This window comes from Helicobacter cinaedi PAGU611, from assembly GCF_000284635.1.
Classification (GTDB): domain Bacteria; phylum Campylobacterota; class Campylobacteria; order Campylobacterales; family Helicobacteraceae; genus Helicobacter_C; species Helicobacter_C cinaedi.
Genome location: NC_017761.1, coordinates 1,356,069 through 1,376,216, shown reverse-complemented (window position 1 = coordinate 1,376,216; position 20,148 = coordinate 1,356,069). Strand labels below are relative to the sequence as shown.

Annotated in this window: 13 protein-coding genes and 3 pseudogenes; 5 read left to right on the top strand and 11 right to left on the bottom strand. The window is 32.4% G+C overall.

Translation table 11 applies throughout. From position 1 onward, the window contains the following. Positions 1-9 precede the first annotated feature (9 nt). From HCN_RS06885 to HCN_RS06845, 8 genes and pseudogenes are all read right to left on the bottom strand, one after another. A complete protein-coding gene (locus HCN_RS06885; protein WP_014667016.1) occupies positions 10-330 on the bottom strand; it encodes a hypothetical protein in 321 nt (106 codons plus the stop codon). A 140-nt stretch (positions 331-470) separates the two neighbouring features. Further along, positions 471-953, bottom strand: a complete 483-nt coding sequence (locus tag HCN_RS06880) for a hypothetical protein (RefSeq protein WP_002957589.1) — start codon at positions 951-953, stop codon at positions 471-473. A gap of 11 nt (positions 954-964) precedes the next feature. Continuing rightward, on the bottom strand, positions 965-3,517 hold the full coding sequence (locus HCN_RS12045) for a ribonuclease domain-containing protein (protein ID WP_014667015.1): 2,553 nt from the start codon (positions 3,515-3,517) through the stop codon (positions 965-967). Between the two features lie 3 nt (positions 3,518-3,520). Then, positions 3,521-4,204: a hypothetical protein gene (locus tag HCN_RS06860; RefSeq protein WP_014667014.1), complete on the bottom strand. Its 684-nt coding sequence runs from the start codon at positions 4,202-4,204 to the stop codon at positions 3,521-3,523. After that, entirely contained in the window at positions 4,204-4,827 is a 624-nt protein-coding gene (locus HCN_RS06855) for a hypothetical protein (protein ID WP_014667013.1), read from the bottom strand. Before HCN_RS06855 ends, HCN_RS06860 begins: the two co-directional genes overlap by 1 nt. Beyond that, positions 4,824-6,242 (bottom strand): bacteriophage T4 gp5 trimerisation domain-containing protein, encoded by a 1,419-nt coding sequence (locus HCN_RS12595; RefSeq protein WP_408605638.1) that lies wholly within the window; start codon positions 6,240-6,242, stop codon positions 4,824-4,826. The genes HCN_RS06855 and HCN_RS12595 overlap by 4 nt, the downstream gene beginning before the upstream one ends. A 360-nt stretch (positions 6,243-6,602) precedes the next feature. Continuing rightward, positions 6,603-7,187: pseudogene (locus HCN_RS12590) on the bottom strand (contractile injection system protein, VgrG/Pvc8 family); the annotation flags it as partial. A gap of 862 nt (positions 7,188-8,049) precedes the next feature. Beyond that, positions 8,050-8,565: an Hcp family type VI secretion system effector gene (locus tag HCN_RS06845; RefSeq protein ID WP_002957561.1), complete on the bottom strand. Its 516-nt coding sequence runs from the start codon at positions 8,563-8,565 to the stop codon at positions 8,050-8,052. A gap of 142 nt (positions 8,566-8,707) precedes the next feature. On the opposite strand from HCN_RS06845, the gene tssM reads away from it, so the two are divergent. From tssM to HCN_RS11465, 3 genes are all read left to right on the top strand, one after another. Continuing rightward, positions 8,708-12,259, top strand: coding sequence for a type VI secretion system membrane subunit TssM (tssM, locus tag HCN_RS06840; protein ID WP_041309532.1), 3,552 nt, complete (start codon positions 8,708-8,710; stop codon positions 12,257-12,259). Continuing rightward, positions 12,249-13,151, top strand: a complete 903-nt coding sequence (locus tag HCN_RS06835; RefSeq protein WP_002957559.1) for an FHA domain-containing protein — start codon at positions 12,249-12,251, stop codon at positions 13,149-13,151. Before tssM ends, HCN_RS06835 begins: the two co-directional genes overlap by 11 nt. A 604-nt stretch (positions 13,152-13,755) precedes the next feature. Continuing rightward, complete coding sequence (locus HCN_RS11465; RefSeq protein ID WP_014667010.1) at positions 13,756-14,424, top strand: hypothetical protein; 669 nt, start codon at positions 13,756-13,758, stop codon at positions 14,422-14,424. Here HCN_RS11465 and HCN_RS12040 read toward each other — a convergent pair. The 3 genes and pseudogenes from HCN_RS12040 to HCN_RS12035 all read right to left on the bottom strand — a co-directional run. Further along, positions 14,313-14,538: pseudogene (locus HCN_RS12040) on the bottom strand (DNA methyltransferase); the annotation flags it as partial. The gene HCN_RS11465 and the pseudogene HCN_RS12040 sit on opposite strands and share 112 nt — an antisense overlap. Positions 14,539-14,594: 56 nt before the next feature. Beyond that, positions 14,595-14,987, bottom strand: coding sequence for a GIY-YIG nuclease family protein (locus HCN_RS06825; RefSeq protein WP_002957390.1), 393 nt, complete (start codon positions 14,985-14,987; stop codon positions 14,595-14,597). A 1-nt stretch (position 14,988) separates the two neighbouring features. Beyond that, positions 14,989-15,141, bottom strand: a pseudogene (locus tag HCN_RS12035) (class I SAM-dependent methyltransferase); the annotation flags it as partial. Positions 15,142-15,227: 86 nt separating this feature from the next. Between HCN_RS12035 and HCN_RS06820 the strand changes: the two are divergent. Next, positions 15,228-17,123, top strand: a complete 1,896-nt coding sequence (locus HCN_RS06820) for a site-specific DNA-methyltransferase (RefSeq protein WP_014667585.1) — start codon at positions 15,228-15,230, stop codon at positions 17,121-17,123. Next, positions 17,123-20,101, top strand: a complete 2,979-nt coding sequence (locus tag HCN_RS06815; protein ID WP_014667584.1) for a type III restriction-modification system endonuclease — start codon at positions 17,123-17,125, stop codon at positions 20,099-20,101. Before HCN_RS06820 ends, HCN_RS06815 begins: the two co-directional genes overlap by 1 nt. Positions 20,102-20,148: the final 47 nt, after the last annotated feature.

Below are 20,148 nucleotides of genomic sequence, written 5' to 3'. Positions count from 1 at the left end.
CCTAATTCTTTAGCCATTAGGCAACTTATCCACCACCTCCAACACCTCTTCTCTCGTCAAACTCCTATTAAAATTTGTTGCTCCTTTATTCACCTTATTAGTTCTATTCTTTGGCTTATATCTACCTCTTGAGATTACAGCTAGTCCCAAATTTAATGCTAAATCTTTTGCAGTATCTAGCCAATCATTTTCTTGTTCTATATCATTGGTATTATTCTCTTCTTGCTCTTCAGGTAAGATAATCTCTATAAACTCATCACTCTCATCTAATGTTTCTATTCTTATAACATTATCAGGGATTGTCGCTTGATAATGCACATCTATTCCCACATCTCTATTTGCTCTCCATATTTTTTATCGTTTCTAGGTTCTATTTTTTTAGCATATTTTGTTAATCTTTTCCAATTATTCGCTACTCTTTCCTCATACCTAGCCCTTACATTCTGTGGCATTTGATTAAGGCTTTGTTGTTATAGGATTAGGTAGATATTGAAAACTTTTAAACGCCCTTGAAAATCAAGCTGCCTCAAGATTCCTCCACAAGAGTTATCATAGTCTCCACTTTCTATAAAATCCTCCAATATCTTTTCCCTTACCTTTTTCCCGCTACTTAAAAAACCCTTACCCACTTCATTCCAATGCTTAAAAACTAAGATAATATTTTTATAGGCTATACCATTTCCATCATCATAAGTAAGCCATTCTAAAACACTCATCCAATCTCTAAAAGCATCGGGATTCCCTACACAATCTTTAGTGTGAAATAAAAAGGCATTTTGCATAATATCCATATAGTCAAATTCATAATCTTTTATATCCTTGCCATTTATCTTGACATAAAAAGTATATTTGTCCTCTATGAGTTCCTTTGGTATCTCACTTTCGCTTTGTATGGTATAGATTCCATATTCCATATCGTATTTAAAGTTTTTTGATTCCTCATCTAAATACATTGTATTCTCCTTTATTTTGGTATCAAATGTATGAAATCATTGTAATGATTGGGTGTATAGTAGATATAGTCATACAACACATTGCCATCTTGACTATGTCCTACTACAATTCGTTCTGCACCTCTACCACTTTGACTACTTGCTATGCTTATATCGTGTTCTTTGTAAAAGATAGGATTGCCCTTAGTGTCTCTCGTAGGTAGTTGTGCTATATCGTTTTTCCATTTTCTACCCGCCTCAAGTTTTTTGTCCGGCACCCCCTTACTTCTTTTCCAATTACTCGCTACTCTTTCCTCATACCTAGCCCTTACATGCTGTGGCATTTGGCTAAGGCTTTGTTTTGGATATTTAGGTTTAGCTACTCTATTGGTAGAACGAGTGATATATTTTGTTATTTTATACTCATATTGTTGAATTGTGATTTTGTTTTGCGTATTTCTTAGTTTTAGAGTTCTTGTTGTGAGTTTCTTACTAGCCCAACGGATAGCAACTTTTGCACCTTCTGCACCGGCTTTAATTACCACACCAGCAGTCCAACCACCCACAGGGATAAAAGCAGCACCTAATGATACAGCATCTATGGTATCCCATAGCTTTTCATTCTCATACCAAGCTTTTTCCTCTTGCTTGGTATGGACTACTTGGATGATATAGCTATATTCTCTTTTTTCCACATCTATTCCCACATCTCTATTTGCTCTCCATAAATAAGCAAAGAATCTTATTTGCTTATTCTCCCATTCTTCTTTGAAAGGAATATTGACTATTTCCCCTTTAATATTTTCTAATTCTTTAAATCTCTTAGAATAAATCAGAGGTTGTGTCTTATTGACTTGCTTTAATGTTTGCTCTATCTCTTCATCTCTATCAAATACAATGTATCCCCATTTAGTTTTATGTTTATATCTTTGTATAGATTCTTTAAGAAGACTTTGTTCATCACCTTGTATATTTTTCTTGTGAGAATCTTTAAGAACATAATGGGCTTGAAGTGTGATAGATTCTATAAGATGATGTTCTAAAGGTGAATTAAAAGAATTGTGATTGTATTCTTGTGGTATATACTCTATGGCATTAACTTTAATATTGGGCTTTATATTGTCATTGAGAGTGATAGCTTTAGGAATGTTTTTCTCAAAGCTTAATCTTTGCTCTAAAAGTTCTCCTACTTGTTTATCCTTTGGTTGGATAGTTTTAGAAGGAGAGATTTTGATATGAAAGTCTTTTTGTTCTTCATCTAAACCATACCTATTTAATACAAAATACAAATCCGAATTAGTCATCTTAGAGCTGACATAAGCATTATGAAATTCTATAAAGCCATTTTCATCACTTTTAGCCCTATCTACAAAAGAATAAAAGTTTGGAGAATACACATAAATCTCTCTATTACTTAAAACTTCTTTTTTATGATTAAAGCATTGGGCTTTGATGTGTATAGGGAGAGCATCTTTTGGAGTAGAGAGAGCAAGAGAAGAGTTTGTGGAATCTTTAGTGGAATAAGAGTGGGTAGGATAAGCAAGATAGTTTGGAAAAGTATGGAGAAGTGTATCTATATCAAGGGCATTAGAGTTTTTGTTTAAGAGAAGTTCTATAAGGGATTGGTAGTCTTTGGATTCTAAAGTAGGATTTGGCACTAATTCATATTCTAAAGGATTAGAATCAAACATAGAAAAGAAAGATTGGAGTTTGGATTCAAGGGAGTCTATGAGGGGTTTAAGAACATCATCAGCAAGGAAATTTATAAAGTCTTTGCCTGTTTGAGTATTAAGAAATAATCCAATGCCTACTGCGGCAAGGGCAGAGATAGCAACAGCGGGCAAGACAGGTAAAGCTGCTATACTTAGCCCCATTGATGAAGCCATTAAGGATAAACCTATCTTTGTTGCAATATATGTCCCAGCTATTTCTGCTCCAAGAGTTACCCCAGCTTTTAATAAATCCTTACCATTATTGCCATAATTATAAGTTAAACTTACTGAAGCACCCTCTGTTTGAAATAATACACTAGCCAAGATTCTGCCTTTAGTTCCAAGTCCTTTAGTTGATTCTTTGAGTGATTTATCTACCCCATATTTCTCTGCTAATGTTGCCATTGCCCCAAACACTCCACTTATTCCACTCATTAGTGTATCAGTGGTATTACCTTGATATTCTAGCAAATTTGTATTAGATTCTATGACTAAAGTTGAAGTATTATCCTTATTGATAATTTCTTTAGCTGTAATGTTAGAATATTCATAGGTAAAGGGTTGGGTAGGATTAGAATCCATTGTAACTTGTGCGGAAAAAGTTTTATTGTTATTTGAAAAACCATTGAGATTATTACCTGTATTATTGTTTATAAAATTATCACAATTAACATAGCATACTATGGTATTTGTATTGGGAGTGCGATTATATGTATCTTTAGAATCATAAAGTTTAAGATTATTATTTGGATTATAGGGAGCATTGGGGTTAGAATCTATCATGCCAGCCTTAACATCAAATCCTTTATTACTAGAGTTAGGTAAGCCTATTTTAATACCTGCTGTGTTGGATTCATTGCTATCGTGATTCATTATTTATTCCTCAACAAAACAAATAAAAAGCGTGTTAAAGCTTATAAATTGAGTATCAATACCTTTAGATTCTAATGCTATTTTACTCTTTGTCCTTATAAAATCCCATATTTCATAAATTTTCCTATCATTCTTTAAGTAAAAATTTAGAAAATGTAAGCGATAAATATTTTTTCGCCTATACCAACCTTTTGCGTTAAATGGAGCAATAAACATTTCGTTGTGATTATATAAAACAAAAACTTGATATTCCCCTATGCTTACTTCTACTTCTCCAAATTTAAAAAATTTTTTTTGGATTCCAAATAGCTTTCTGCGCTCAAAACCTATACCGCTGTTTGTAACATAAAAGCGCACCATTCCAAATAAAATATTATAAATCTGATAAATAGTAAATCCAAAAAATATACTCCATAAAATTTTAACTAGCAATGTTGTAAAAATATCTGTAAATACCCCTATACACAAAAGAATTACACATAATGCAAGAATTATTATATGAGTAAATGTATTGAAAAAATAATATTTGGATTTTACCTCATACACAATCTCATCGCCCTTAGAATCTAACTTTATATTCTCTTGGTTTTTAGTGTCGTTGATTTCTTTAGATTCTGTGTTTGTAATAGATTCTCTTTTAGAAGCTAACTTCTTAGATTCTATATTGCTTTTTAGATTTTTGCTCATTAAACTATCTCCACTTTTAATAAATCCTTACCATTATTGCCATAATTATAAGTTAAACTTACTGAAGCACCCTCTGCTTGAAATATCCAATAAGCAATTCGTCCTTTCACTCCAAACTTTCTAACATTATTTTTGATATGTGAATCTAATTGCTTTGCTAATGTTGCCATTGAAGCAAACACTCCACTTAATCCACTCATTAGAGTATCAGTGGTATTACCTTGATATTCTAGCAAATTTGTATTAGATTCTATGACCAAAGTTGAAGTATTATCCTTATTGATAATCTCTTTAGCTGTAATGTTAGAATCTTCATAGGTAAAGGGTTGGATACTATTGCTTTGTGAAGTAGTAATGCTTATTGGAGATTTTGTATTTTCTTGAGTAGTAATATTAAAATCATCTTGCTTTATTGGTATTGAAGTATTTTGTAAAAACTCTTGACAATCAATATTACACATTATAACTTCTGCGAAAGGAATACGATTATATGTATCTTTAGAATCATAAAGTTTAATATTATTATTTGGAGCAAATAGAGTCCTATAATCTACCCCTCCCTTCTTATATGGCAATCCTTGCAGAAGCAATGGGTCAAAGTTGCTCTTAGCATCTTCCCTCACTCCGCCTTCACCTCCCCACCTTTAACTATAAGTCCATTAGAATCTATGACTACTTCTACTCCACCAGCTTTAATAATAACACAATCTCCCTTAGCAGTAATAGAAGTATCTCCTACTTGGTGAAGGATAGTGTTACCAGCATTAACGCTATAATTGGTTTGAATCTCTGAATTTGAAGAATCAGCCTCAAGACTTAAATTTTCATTTGTTGTTAAACTCATTGCTTTAGAAGATTTTAATATCGTTTTTTCATTGCTTACGAGAGTATAGTTTTGTGTGGTATTTATATCCATATCTCCCTCTACATTTTGCATCAAAGATTTTTCTATATGTGTTTGCACTTCTCCTTTAATCTCTTCGTGTTTATCTCCCTTTATCTCTTCTTTTACACTTCCCCCTATCTCTACACTCTTATCCTCTCCTACATACTCACTACTATCCTTAGCTACTCTAAGTTTATTACTTGCTCCTACATTTAAAGTATGACTTAATCCTACAATGGTATCTTTAGATAAAGCCACATTCGTATTATATTCTCCTCCAATACTTACAATCTTTGCTAAATCTATGGTTTGCGTATGAATCTTTTTAATCCTTTCATTATATGCTCCCTCTACTATGGAATCTTTATTATTCTGTATCTTTTGAGTGAAGTTATGTTTAATGAGTTCTTCATAATCTCTTTGTGCTTGAAGATAGATTTGTTCTTTCTCTTTTATATTAGAGAGCGTGATTTCATTTAATCCAGATTCTACTATAGAAGAGTTTGTATCCTCTGTCTCTTTTGTATTATTAAGAGTTCTTGCACTTAAACTTGTTTGATGAGCATTTAAAGGCAAAGGAGGCAAGGCAGGATTACTTTGGTTATACAGACTAGCACTGATATAAGGCTTATCTATATCCTCATCAAAGAAACTTACAATCACTTCATCTCCCACTCTTGGAGTATGATACAAACCTGAACTTATACTTGCAATAGGAGAGCTTACTCTAAGATAAGGAGAGTAATGATAAGAATAGGCTTTCATTTGTGAATGGTTATTCTCTACATCATTGTTTGTTGTATGATTTTCTTGTGAGTGTATATTCTCCTCTGTCTGTGTTGTATTGCTTAAAGTATCATTGGTTGTTTGTGTATGAGTGTTAGTATTTCCATTAATGTTTTGAAGAGTGCCTTGTGAATGGTTATTCTCTATATTTTTTCCTTGAACATTATTTTGTTCTTTCACTCTTGCATTATCTATAACCTCTTGAGAAGCAAAGCAATTTATTCGGACCTTTACTCTACCAAAGTTATCTGTATGAATAGTATTTCTTTCTCCATCTATATCCTCACTCTCTCCAATAACAACTCCTAAAGTGCTACTAGGAGCTTTAGGCTTACTCTTTAAAGAGGGAGTATAGCTAAAGGTAATAGGTAAAAGGGTGAGGGTATTACTATAAGAGTGAGATTTACCTAAAGAAGAAGGAGAAGAAAGAGATTCTAAAGCATTAGAAGTATTTTGAGTGAGGGGATTAAAGCTTTCATTCCCTTTGTTTATCTGCTCTGTATTCATTAAAGAAGTAACACTTTCTTTTAAATGTTTTGCATTCTCTTTTTTAATGGCATTATCATTAGAATTAAAGTTATTCTCTAATAAAGATTCATTAATAAGTTCTTGCTCCATTCCTATAATTATAAAATCTCTTAAACTCTCTTTGTTTTCTTTTAAACTTGAGGAGAAGTTTAAAGTAATACTTTCATTTAAAGCTAAATCATAGATATTACTCTGTGCATTGAGACTTTGTTCAATCACTCTTAATCTTTTTTCTTTTAAAGTAATGGGAGTTTTTAAATCACTGCTTTGAGTAAAGGAGGATTCATTGCTATAGTGATGCTCATTTATATGTAAAGAGTGTGTGAAATTATTCTGCTCTCCTTCTTGTAATAAGGAATCACTCTTTAGACTTAAACTTTCTAATGAAAAAGGATTGAGAGCATTCTGGCTACTTTGAGTAAAGAAATTTGCTCTTAAAGATTGAAGTTTAGAGACACTAGAGATACAAGGTTCATTTAAAGTGTTATTCACATTAGGATTAAAAGTAAGTTCTCTACTAGAGTGTCTTTGTGCGCTATCATAAAAGCATATACTCCCTCTCACATCACAAAAGTATATGCCATTATTATGGGCTAATCTTGTGATGAAGTCTAAATCACTCTCCTCATATTGAGAAATAAGTTCTAACTTTGGATAGTGTAAAGCAATCCCAGAGAAATCCAAAGGTTTGATTAAATCGTGTGTATAAAAGTTGAGTGTAGAATGTATGGCTTCTATAACACTCTTATTGGTATAGATTCTATTTGCTTTATTTAAAGACATTCTATAAAGAGAAGAGCAAAGAGTAAGCTTAAAGAAATGTTTATGATTTAAAGAGGGGGTAAGATTACCTCTATGAAACACATTTGCACTACTTTGAGTATTTAATCCTAGATACTCTACAAAGCAGAGTATGCCTTGATATTCTTTTATCCTCCCTAAAGAATCTAAAGATTCTTGAGAGTTTTTAGAATCTTTACTTGTTTGATTATGATGAGTGTCTTTGTTTTTATTCTTAGCACTCTTGATAGTATCTTTAAGAGATTCTAAAGTAGAGGGTAGGGCATTGTTTATAAAATCTAAAGTGTGAGAAGTAGAGTGTGATTGAGGATAGGGATTGCTGATTTTAAAGGTTGCTTGCTTGTTAATTAAAGCATTGGGGTGAAAGTTTAAAGTGCTCTCCTTATGTGGGAAAGAGTTAAAAGTGTTCCCTTGGTCTTTCCTTGAAGAGTTGAAAAAGTCTAAAGTAAAAGGATGCTCTTCTAAGCTTTCTATATATCCTTCACACTCAATTCTCCATAAGGATTCTAAACTTTCTTTAATATGGGCTTTAGTGATAGTAAAAGAGAGGGAATCTATACTCAGTTGTAGATAAGACATAAGGGTCCTTTAAAAGAGAAATACTACTAAGAATATTGGCTTTACTTTTAGGGAGAGGTAAGGCATAGATAATCCTTTATGTTAAGTGTAGGGATGGGAGAGTGGTCTAGTATTTATAGAAAGTTCCCCCTGATTGAAAGTTTTTGTATTTATATTTTTAAATGCTTCTTTTTGTAACAAATTATTACAATAGGAGAACTAAACCAACCCCCCCCCTTAGTATAATGTATAAAATAACAGCTATAAAAGGGCTTATTGGGAAGCTTTAAACTTTAGTTTCTCTCCAATCATCACTTCCACTTGTCCCTGCGGCAATGTGCTCCCAAATCACTTTTCTATAATTGAGAGAAACTTTAAAAAGCTCTGTTTTATCGCTATTGTTTTGTTCTTGTGCATTAGGCATTACAAGATTAATATCTGTAATAATAGCGTCTTCTAATTTTGTTGTGAAATAATGCTCTTGTCCCCCACTTGTAGAAGTTCTAAACCAATGAATTTCTACACTTGTTAATCTCTCCCCGCTTGTGAGTGCATTATAAAGCAGAGGAACAGCTTTATTTAAAGAACAGGTAAAAGAAAAAGGCTTATGCACTCTTTGCCCTGATGGTTGTCCGCTTTGTGGGTCTGTTGGAACGGTTACAATATGAGCAACTTCTTGTGCCATAATCTCGTCTTCGTGTCCTGCTTGGTAACGATTTCCAATACTCGCTTCTGTGGAAGCTCCACTTGAAATAAGTCCTTGAGTAGAACCCTCAATTTTTATATAGGCTGGTTGTGCCATTTTGTCTCCTTAATTTTTTAGTTTATTTTACTTATACTTAATACAAGTGATATTATTTTAGCATAAAATTTAAAAGAATGTTATAAAATGTCGTTAAATTTTAATAAAATATCAATATTTAAAGGAGTTGGAGAAAAGTAATATGTTTAGAAAAATTTTTGATTTTATAAAATCTAAGTTATTTGTTATTTTGTTATTGCTCGCATTTTTTATTGTTTTGAGTATATTATTTTGGTTTTGGGGTTCTTCAATATCGTTTAATGATATTTATATCTTTGGGAATCCATATTTGAGATTTGGAATCATATTTATACTGTGGCTTATCGTTTTTTTATTTTTCTTTCTTAAACCAACCATTAATTTTTTTCTGTCGCTCAAAAGTGAAAGAAGGGCAAAATTAAAAGCCTTGAAAAAAGAATCTAATGACTTCGTATTTAGAGCCAAAAGAAACTTTTTTATTGCTTTACAAGATGCCAAGACAACTTGGAAGAAAATAAAATTCAAAAAATTGCCTTTAATTATCATTGTGGGGGAAGAAGGTGCTGGGAAAAGCACTTTTATCAATTATTCTAATGTAGAATATCCCTTAAGTGATAGTCTGCAATCTTATAAGAAATTTCATCAATCCACTAATAATTTTTCTTTGTATGTTTCTAAAAATGGAGCTTTGCTTGATACAGAGGGAAATTATTTTTCTCAAGAAAAGTTTTTTGTCCCATCAAGCAGTGATGAACTTCCAGAAGATGATTTAGATAAAAACAAAGAATTTCTGATTAAAAAGAATATTTGGAGGATTTTTTTAAACTTCTTAAATAGAAACTTTTTTCATAATAAGCTCAATGGCATAGTTTTAGTAATAGATACAAGATTATTTTTAAGCAATCCCAAAGAGTATTCAAAAGATATTATTCGCTATCTTGTAAAAAGAGTAAATGATTGCGAAAATTATCTTAATCTTCAATTTCCTATTTATGTAGTTTTTTCTAAGATTGATTTATTAGAGGGCATGAAAGAGTTTTTTGAAATTTTTAATGAAAGAATAGTTGATAGAGCTTTAGGTATTAGTTTTAAAGAGAAGTTAAATGATGATATTTTAGATAAACGGTTAAAGCAACTAAGTCAGTCTTTGTTTTTAAATTTTACCAATAAAAATCATTTTATTCATTCTCTTGAGGACAAAAACAAGACTTATCTTTTTTTAAAGCAGTTTGATAATCTATTCGCTTTAGCAAAAAACTTTCTTTTAGAGATACAGAACGAAAACACATTTAAGAATAATTCTTTGTTAAGAGGAGTGTATTTTGTAAGTGCTTATCAAGAAAATATTCCTAGAAACTTTTTACTCGATAGTATATGTGAGAAATACAATATTAAAAAAACATTAGCAAAAGTGAATCCCTTACACAATAAGCAGAGTTACTTTGTGAAATCTTTATTAGATGATATTATTTTTAAAGATTATTCTTTGAGCAGTATGAAAAATATTTTTAAAAAGTTTTCTTTATTGTTGCTTGTATTAATTGTAAGTTTAAGCACTTATTTCTTATCCTTTTATTTTATTTCTAGGCATAAAGCAGAAAAAGAAAAGGCAGAAAGCACTTTAACCGCATTGCAGGTTTTATTAAGTGATACAGACTACAAAAAGTTTAGTATAAAAGAAAGAGCAAATTTACTTGCAAATTTAAAAAATATTTTGGGTGTCTATCCTCAACTCTTAGCAAATAATAATCTTATGCAATATCCAAGTTTGAATATATCATATAGAGGTTTTTTAAATGCTCAAGAGTTTTATTATAAATTGAACGAAGATGTGCTTAAAAATACTTTACTTAAAGAGATGGAATATATTTTACAAACAGATGAAAATGATAAAAATAATTTAATAAAAACTTTGTATATGTATAAATCTTTATTTGAACAAAAATATTTGAACAAAAATTTGCTTAAAATTTGGATTAATGAAAATTGGCAATTACTAAGTAAATATAATATTTCTAGGGAGAATTTCTTAAGTGGAGTTGATGCTATTCAAAAGATTCATATAGAAAGTTTTTATGAAGATAAAAAGAGCATTGAATTAGCAATCAAAATGCTACAAAGAACGACATCAAGACCACAAAGACTATATGTTTTGTTAAATTTTTTAAATAGTGATAAACGAAAAGAAATTTATAAAATAAAAGAAGAATTAGGCTTTGCCGCGACTAATGTTTTTGCAGAATCAAGTAAAATAGCTTCCATAGATAAAATCTATACCAAAAATGGAATGATAGGATTTTTACAAAATCTCAATCAAAATGTAGATGATATAATAAATATAGAATCTTGGATGCTTGAAAGCACTGATGGCTTGACAAAAGAAAATAAGGGTATGCTTTCTATAGACATACTCAAATTGTATTTAGTGGAATATCAAAATAAATGGGAAGATTTACTTCTTTCTCTTGCACCAAAACAATATAATTCTAAAGAATCTATACTCAATCAGCTCGATATTCTATCTAAAAAGGATAATCCTGTATCGACTTTAATTAGAATCGTTAGCACTAATACCAAGTTAAATGATGCTTTTTTGCTTGGAGAAGCCTATAATATAGGGCTTAATGCCAATGAGATTAAAACACATTTTGGCAATATTACCCATTTTTTTAGTTCTTATCATAAAATTGCGGAGCAAGATTCTATTCTAAGTTCTGGAGCTTCGGCAGTAGGTCTTAATATCAATAATGATGTAAAGATTATGGAAGTTCTTGGTTTAGATATTAAAAACATCCAAACCAAGATAATAGAGTTTGGCACAAATAATACTCAAAGTGTTGAAAATAAGATAGCATATGCACTTAATCGTGGAAAAGAACAAGATGACCCTTTTATAGTGTTTGTTAATGATATTAAAAAGCTTCCGCCAGAATTGGAAAAATATTATGCAAAATTACATTTATATGCTTGGAATCTCGTAGAGTCTCACGGAGTCTCTTTGCTTAATACTGCTTGGTTCAATGAAGTTTATACCCCCTTTATCAATGATGTTGCCCCTTTTTATCCTTTTAATGATGAAAGCACACAGCAATTAAGTATAGATTCTTTCAAAGAATTCTTTGGCAGAAATGGGACTATTAATAGGTTTTATGATAAATATTTAAATTCTGTACTAGTTAAGAAGACAAATACTTATTCCTTAAATACTCAATCTGATGTTAAAATAAATTTTTCTAAGAATTTTTTAGATTTTATGAGAGAGACTAAAAACCTTTCATACTTAATGTTAAACTCAAATGATAATATAAGAGTTAATTTTACATTACAAAGTTTAGATTTGAGTGCCGATTTCTCTTCTATAGAATTACAATACAATTCTCATAATATGAAGTATGACCATACTTTAAATTCTGCTCTACAGATTATTGGAGAACAATTTAATAATAATACGAATTTGAATTTGACAGCTTTTGATTACCACAATTTAAATTTAAGCCATCATAAAATGTATATTGGCGAGTGGGCTTGGTATAGATTCTTAAAAGAAAATCAAAATAATGGTGCGTATAGTGTAATTTTTAATAATAATAAAAAATTATATTTTGATTTTAAATTGATTAATGGTGCTTCAGAGACTCATCAAATCCTTAATGCACTCCCGCAGATAAAAATCGTAGAACATATTACAATAGGAGGAAATAACAATGGCAGATAACGAAGAAAAAATTGGAGTTATTATTGAAAACTTAGAAGAGATTTTAACTAGAGGTAAAGCATATATTTTTGATAAAGAGGGTGGGTTTATAGGAAGTGATTTCCAATGTTCTTTTTGTGTCCAAGATAGAGAAAACAAAATACAAAGCAAACATCTGAGAATAGGTTTTGAAGAAGGATTTTTTACTATTGCTCCTGTGGAAGATGCTGTTGTTTTTTATAACGAATCTTTTTCTAAAATGCAAGGTGGTTTTGAAACTATTATTAATAAAGGTGATATTTTTAGAATTTCAAACGTTCAATTTCGTTTTGTGGATTATAAAGAAATCAATGAAGAATTTTTAAGAAACAAGGAGAAGCTTGATGACATTGAAAAGTGCGATGAAATAAATGAAGGGCTTTTAACGCCTAGAGGTAAGATTCAATTTGATTTTAAAGAAAAGGAAAATATAAAAGAGATTGTTGAGAGCAAGACCGATTACGCTTTTATAGAGGAAAAAATAGATAATAGTTTTTTAAATCAAAGTGATAAAAAGAATCCTTTGGAATTTGAATATCAAAACATTTTAAAAACCATTGATAAAACTTTAAGAGAATTGCAAATGAATCAAAAAAGTGCAAAATTGAACGAGCAATATGGGAAATTAGATATTAGAGATTTAGAAAAGATTATTGCCAATATTCCACTTATAAAATCTACAACACTCATTAATCTTTTAGCCTTAAGTTTGATTAGTAAAGAATTATATAGCCCTATTTTTGAAGAAATGGAAGAAAATATGTTTATAAAATATCTCCAAGTCGCCATTCAGGGCAACATCAAGGAAGAGAAAGCTTTATTTGAGAATTTAACTATCAAAGCTTTGGAAAAATATAAAAATAGGTATTCATAGACCATTATGATGTATGTGGCGACTTTAAACTTGCAATCAATATATGAGTAATGTATTGATTGCAATGCTCATTTACCTAACTTTTATGCCAAGATGGGTTTGGGGTATGTGGTAATTGTCCTCCACACCCATTGGAGATGATTACATTTTAATTTGCATAGAGGCATAAAATCAATCCAAAAGCAAGGTATCCCAAACATAGTGATTTACAAGATGAAATCAAATATCGTAAATTCATACAAAGAAAAAGTAATAGCAAGGAAGAGATAGAAAAACTCATTAATACCTTTGATGAAAAACTTTTAAAACTGAAGAAAAAGTTAGAAAAAGTAAAGAGTGTTGAAGTTCAGCAAAGCACTTTTGAAGCGAAACTTCAAGAAATGAGGACAAATAACACGAAATCTCTTGCAAAACTTAGAGAACAAAGAATGGAATATAGGCTAAGAAGATTAAGGAGACGAAGAATATAGTTTGTCGGACAAAATAATTAGAAACAAGCCGATTCTAAATTCTTTCATTTGAAAGTTTTTAAGTTTATTTTAAAGTATAGCTTTTCTTTATGCAATACAATACCCACTATTTATTGATAAGGAGAATCTAAACAATGCTTATTGAAAAGGCTATCGTTTTATTAAATGAGTTTGCAGAGGCGAAAAAAGATGAGGATTTTAAAGAATTTGCACAGAATTTAACTTTTTTTGTATTGAAATATAAAAATGAATATAATATCAATGATATAAAAACTTTTATAGATTTAATGAGGCAAAATATTGATGATAAAAATAAAGAGCAGTTAAAACGAGCAATCTCAAGTATTTCTCTAGCAGAAGAGTGCATTCAAAATGGCTTTGTAGATTATGAAAAATTTTATCAAAATTTTAAAGAATATAAATTAGAAGATTCTTTTGTTCAAGAAGAGAGTAATTTGCAATCTAACAAAGAGTTTTTAGAAACCAATACAAATAAAGAGGACATTGTCAGTAAAGAATTATTAACATCTTTACAAGATTTGACACTATTAAGTGAAGATTCTCAAAACAAAAAACAAGAAGTGCAAAGATTGCAAAATTTGAAAGAAGAAGAGGATTTTTATAAGCCTGAAATTGCAGAAAAAAAGCAAACATATCCTCCTAGCATTAATGTAATGTTAGGTTTTATTAAAGATAAGGACCTTTTAAGCATAGGCATTAGCGGGACATTCACACATAGCTTGCCATTTGGCTTTAGGATTCGCGCACATTCTTTCCATACGCCTAAAAGTGCTTTAATGTAGGCATTATAATCATTGATTCCACCCAAAAGCCATTTTTGGCATAGTCTTTGATATTAAAATACGGCGGACTTGTGATAATCAAATCCACGCACTATTATCGCTCACTTCACGCATATCGGTGCTTGAGTGGTGTATATTTGTTTTGGGGGATTGCTTGTGTTGTTTATAAATCAAGCCTGTGTGCATCCGATAGGCTTTTTGCCGTGCTTTTTGATAAAATCTGTGATGATGATATTTTCTACTTTTTTGCTCGGCGGGTAGCTATCCTCAAATACTTGCCCAAAGATTTCATATCGTGGCTTTTGTGGGAAAAAGGCATACACAAACACTTCTAAGTTTAGATTTAATAAACTTTGCAACACAAAATAATTCGTTGTCCCGCAAGTGCCGTTTTTACGATATTGAGCCTTGCCACAATTATAACTTTGTATGCGTTTAATGATATTTGTCGTAGATTGTCCAATTTTAAATATTTTTTCATTTACAACAAACACATACACAAACCCTTCCTCATCACATTTGCTTTTGTCTAAAACCTCTATATCAAGCCTTTCTTTATCCATATTTTGTTAGTTCAAAGCTCCCAAATTTTGGGAAATTTTGCAAGATTCTAATGTTGTTAAAATTCCCATAGCGCGTAATGTTGTTGAGAAATTTATAGATTGGCTTATCTAGCTCAGCTTTTATGCGCTTTGCTTCGGTGAGATTTTTGCACCGCGCTTTGCCCTTGATTCAAAGTTTTATTAGTAACTCTCTACTATAATGCAAGATTTATTTTTTGATTTTAGAAGGACAAAATAATTATGTTAGATAGATTCCACAAACTTAAAGAGCATTTTCCGCAGTGCTTTGACAAAAACGGCGATTTAATGCCACACAAACTTCAAAAGGCGATTTTGGATTTGGCGCAAGAAATTAACGCACAAGCAAACACAGCAACGCAGGATTTAGAAAATGAAGCGGCGTTTTCACTCTCAAAAGAGTCATATAGCCTAAATTGGCTTGGCAAGTCTTATGCTAAACTCTTGCGTCATTTGCCTACACACACGCTGATTGCGCAAGATAGCGCGCACAACGCACAGCCACAAAATGCAAATTCTAAAAATGTCCTTATCAAAGGCGACAATTTAGAAGTGCTAAAACACCTAAAAAACGCTTATTACCGCAAAGTAAAGATGATTTATATCGACCCGCCTTACAACACGGGCAATGGAGACTTTATCTACAATGACGAGCGAAGTTTCACGCCGCAGAGTTTGGCACAAATGGCAAATATAGAGCTTGAAGAAGCAAGCAGCATACTTAATCTTACGCTGAAAAATTCTAGCACGCATAGTGCGTGGCTTAGTTTTATGTATCCGCGATTATATATCGCTAGGCAGCTTTTGCACGATGACGGCGTGATTTTCATCAGCATTGACGATAATGAACAGGCAAATTTAAAACTTTTATGCGATGAAATTTTTGGGGAAGAAAATTTTGTTGGACAAATTATTTGGCAAAAGAAAAAAGGCGGAGGTCAAGATTCGCAAGATTTTGCAAAAGAACACGAATATATTTTATGTTATTCAAAGTATGAATGGAAAATTAACGATAAAAAAGAACAATTAAGCGAGAATAAATTTAATAAAATTATAAATGGTAAAAAAGCAATAATTTCTAAATTAGAAAAATGGGGAATAGGAGCGTTAATGGAAGATGCCCCGAGCCTTTATTACCCTATTAAAGATCCAAATGGAAACGACTTTTACCCTATCGCCCCGAACGGAGAAAAAGGGCGTTGGCGTAAAAAACCTGAAAATTTAGATAGCGAATATATTTATTGGCAAGAAAATAGCAAAGGAAGATTAACGCCTTATGAAGTAATTTATTTTGACGAAGTAAAAGATAAGGAAAAAATCATAAAAACTAGAACAATTTTTACTGGCTATGGAACTACAACAGACGCAACGAAAGAGATTTTGAATTTATTTAATAATCAAAAAATTTTTGATACTCCAAAACCGACAAATTTAATAAAAACCTTATTGCAACTTTCAACCACGCCAAATTCAAACGATATTATTTTAGACTTTTTTGCAGGAAGCGGAACGACTGCCCAAGCGGTTATGGAATTAAACGCAGAGGATAATGGCAATAGAGAGTTTATTTTGGTGCAGTTAGATGAAGTTATCGACAAAAGCAAATCAAAAACGGCTTATGAGTTTTGTAAAAATGAGCTAGGAAGCGAAAATCCTACGATTTTTGACATTACCAAAGAGCGCATTAAACGCGCAAGCGCAAAAATCGCGCAAAATTCAAATTTGGATTTAGGATTTAAAATCTATGAATTGCGTGAAAATGATTTTGACTCACAAAATGGTGCTTTGTTTAAAGAAGTTGATAAAAACGCGTTGTTAGAAAGTTTTAGACTCCAAGACTCCACGCCCTTGAGTGTAGAAAATCAAACAATCGATTTGGGCGGATACAAAGCGATAAGGGCAGGGGAAAAGCTGTATTTACTCAACAGTGGCTTTGAAATGAAACATTTGCAAAAACTAATCTCACTCATTGACGCGCAAAAAGACTTTGTGATAAAAGAGATAAGTTATCTTAACGACGCCTTTGAAAGTGCTAGAATCCGCGAAATAGAAGAGGGAATCAAATCTTACAGCAACAAAAAAGAGCTTAAAATCCTTGTGCGAGCGAGGTTTGCTTAATGGGATTTAGTTATGAGAGAAATTTGCCACACCAAAGCAAGGCGATAGATTGTGTTTTGTTAGCCTTAAAAGGTGCGAGCGTAGAAGCAAGTTTAAACAAAAGTTTTAACCCAAAGATAAGCATTAACGACTTAAATTTAAGCGCAAATTTAAGAGAGTTGCAAAAACGAGAGAATATAAATTCTTTGCACACGCTTACAAGGGTGTTTGATATATGTATGGAGACAGGGACGGGAAAAACTTACACCTACACTAAAATGGCATTAGAGTTGTGTAAGGAATTTGGGTTGCGAAAATTTATCATCATCGTCCCAAGCCTAGCCATAAAAGCCAACACGCTTAACTTTTTACAAGCCGTTGCCACAAGAGAGCATTTTAAAAGTGAATTTGAGCTTGAAATCATCGCTAATGCAATCGAAGCTAAAAAACAAGCTGGCAAAAAAGGCAGAAAGCTAATGCCAAATGGGTTGCGTGATTTTATAGAAAATGACAATCCAAAAGAGGTGCATTTTTTAATCATAAACGCCCAAATGCTTACGGCGACTTCGATGAATGAGGATTATGAACAAAACTTGTGTGATGAATTTAGCAATCCTTATGACGCGCTTAATGCGGTAAATGCCGTGTGCATTGTAGATGAGCCGCATAGGTTTGATGAAACAAATAAGGCGTGGGCGAAGATTGTAAATAAAACAGAAAAAGCCATAAATCCGCAGATGATTTTTCGCTATGGCGCGACATTTAAAGAGGACGGACGAGGAAATAAATATCACAATCTTATCTACCAACTCAACGCCATTAGTGCGTTTAATGACAATCTCGTCAAAGGCGTGGAAATCAGTGTCTGCGAAGCACAAGGTAGCGAAAAGCACAAATGGGTAGAATTTAGCGGCATAGAAAACAATCAAGCCAAATTTGAACTCAAAGAGCAGGGCAAAAGCGGAGCGCTTAGGCAAGTGAGCTTAAATGCTGGTGAGAGTTTGGGCGTGATAGATGAAAATTTAGCGCATTTGTGCGTGGAGATAAAAACCAAAAAAACAAACGCAATCACAAAATTTAAACTCAACAATCAAGACGATAACAACGAGCTAAAAAAGGGCGATAGGATTAACCTAAATGCGTATTTGCCACAAATGCAAACGCAAATGCTACAAACTGCGCTTAAAAAGCACTTTGAGTTAGAAAAAAGGCTAATGCAAAGCCAAACGAAAATCAAACCTTTAACGCTGTTTTTCATCGAGGATATTGAAAGTTACCGCAGTGATGACGCTACAAGGGAGTTTTTGCGAATCGAGTTTGAAAAAATCGCCGAGAATTTAATGCGTGAGAACTTAAAAGAGGCGAGTGGGTTTTATAAGGAGTATTTAGAAAAGTCATTGCGTGATTTGCGAGGCATTAGCGGCGGGTATTTTTCCAAAGATAACTCAAATAAAGAAGAGTATGTCGTAAGTGAGATAAATGAAATTTTACACGACAAAGAAAAGCTGTTAAGCTGCGAGAATATAAGGCGTTTTATCTTTTCTAAATGGACTTTGCGTGAGGGCTGGGACAATCCAAATGTCTTTGTGATATGCAAGCTGCGTTCTAGCGGAAGCGAGATAAGCAAACTCCAAGAGGTTGGGCGTGGGCTTAGGCTGCCTGTGAATGAATATATGTCGCGCGTGGGGAATGATGGTGATTTTGGGGCGCATTATTTGCATTATATAGTCAATGATAGTGAGCGAGACTTTGCACAAAGCCTTATAAGCGATATAAACGCTCAAAGTGGCGTGATATTTAGCGAGAATGCTAAAACGCTAGATGAAAAAATGAGGCAAAAAATCTGCGAAGTGTATGAAATAGCCGAGTTTGACTTGCTAAGCGAATTAGTGTCAAGTGGGATTGTCGATAAAAAGTTTGATTTTTTAGAAAATGGTATGTTGAGGCTAAAAGAACTTTATCCAAACGCCTTTGACAAAGAAAGCTTACAAAAAGACAAGGTGCGACAAAGTGGCAAAACACAAACAAAGGCACATATCCGCCGTGATAATTACAAAATCTTACGAGAACTTTGGGAGACTATCAACCAAAAGGTGATTTTAGAGTATAAAATCAAAAGCGAGGGAGAATTTAGCGCATTGCTTGAATCGTTTTTGCGTGAATTTATGCAAAAAAATCAAGCCGTGCAATCAAATATCACCACGACAACCAAACGACTAGAAATGAGGGACAATAGCGCGAGTTTGCAAGAAATTTTGCGACAAGAAAATGCTCTTGATAGCAAAAGTATGCAATATCAAGCAATGGGTAAGAGCGAGTTTTTACAGCAGAGCGCAAACGCACTTTTAGTAAATGTGGGGACATTACGCGAAGTGCTAGAATCTGTGGGCTTTGAATCGCAATTTTTTAATGCACGAAATATTGCTTTGCTAAAAAGTGAATTTAATAGATTTTTGTTTGAAAATGCGATAAGCGGCTTTGAAGTGGGCTTTGCTAAAATCTCTAGTGCGACACAGCCAAACTTGCACCCTACGGCTTTCACAGATACAAATGGCAAACCCTATGAGGCGATAGAATCAAGCAATTTAGGGATAGAATCTAGCGATGAAATCACGCCAAAAAATTATCTTTTTGATGAGTTGTTTTATGATTCTGCTATTGAGAGAGAAAATATCTTACAAAATGTTGATAGAGTTTTGGTTTTCACCAAGATTCCTAAAAATGCGTTAAAAATCCCTGTGGCAGGTGGGATAAGCTACACACCAGATTTTGCTTATGTTTTGAAGTGCGAAAATGGCGAGCAGATATATTGCATAATTGAGAGCAAGGGCAAAGATTTGCGTGATTTAAGCAAGGTAGAAAATCTAAAAATATCTCGCGCCGAGCAGTTTTTGGAAAAAAGTGGGATTTTTGGCGCAAAGATACAATTTAGGGCGCAATTTGAAAGCGAAGCAATCACAAAGATTTTGCAAGAATTTTTAAATAAAAATGATATTTAACAGAATCCTTTTTGCTTACGAATCGCAAAGATATTTAAAGAAAAATT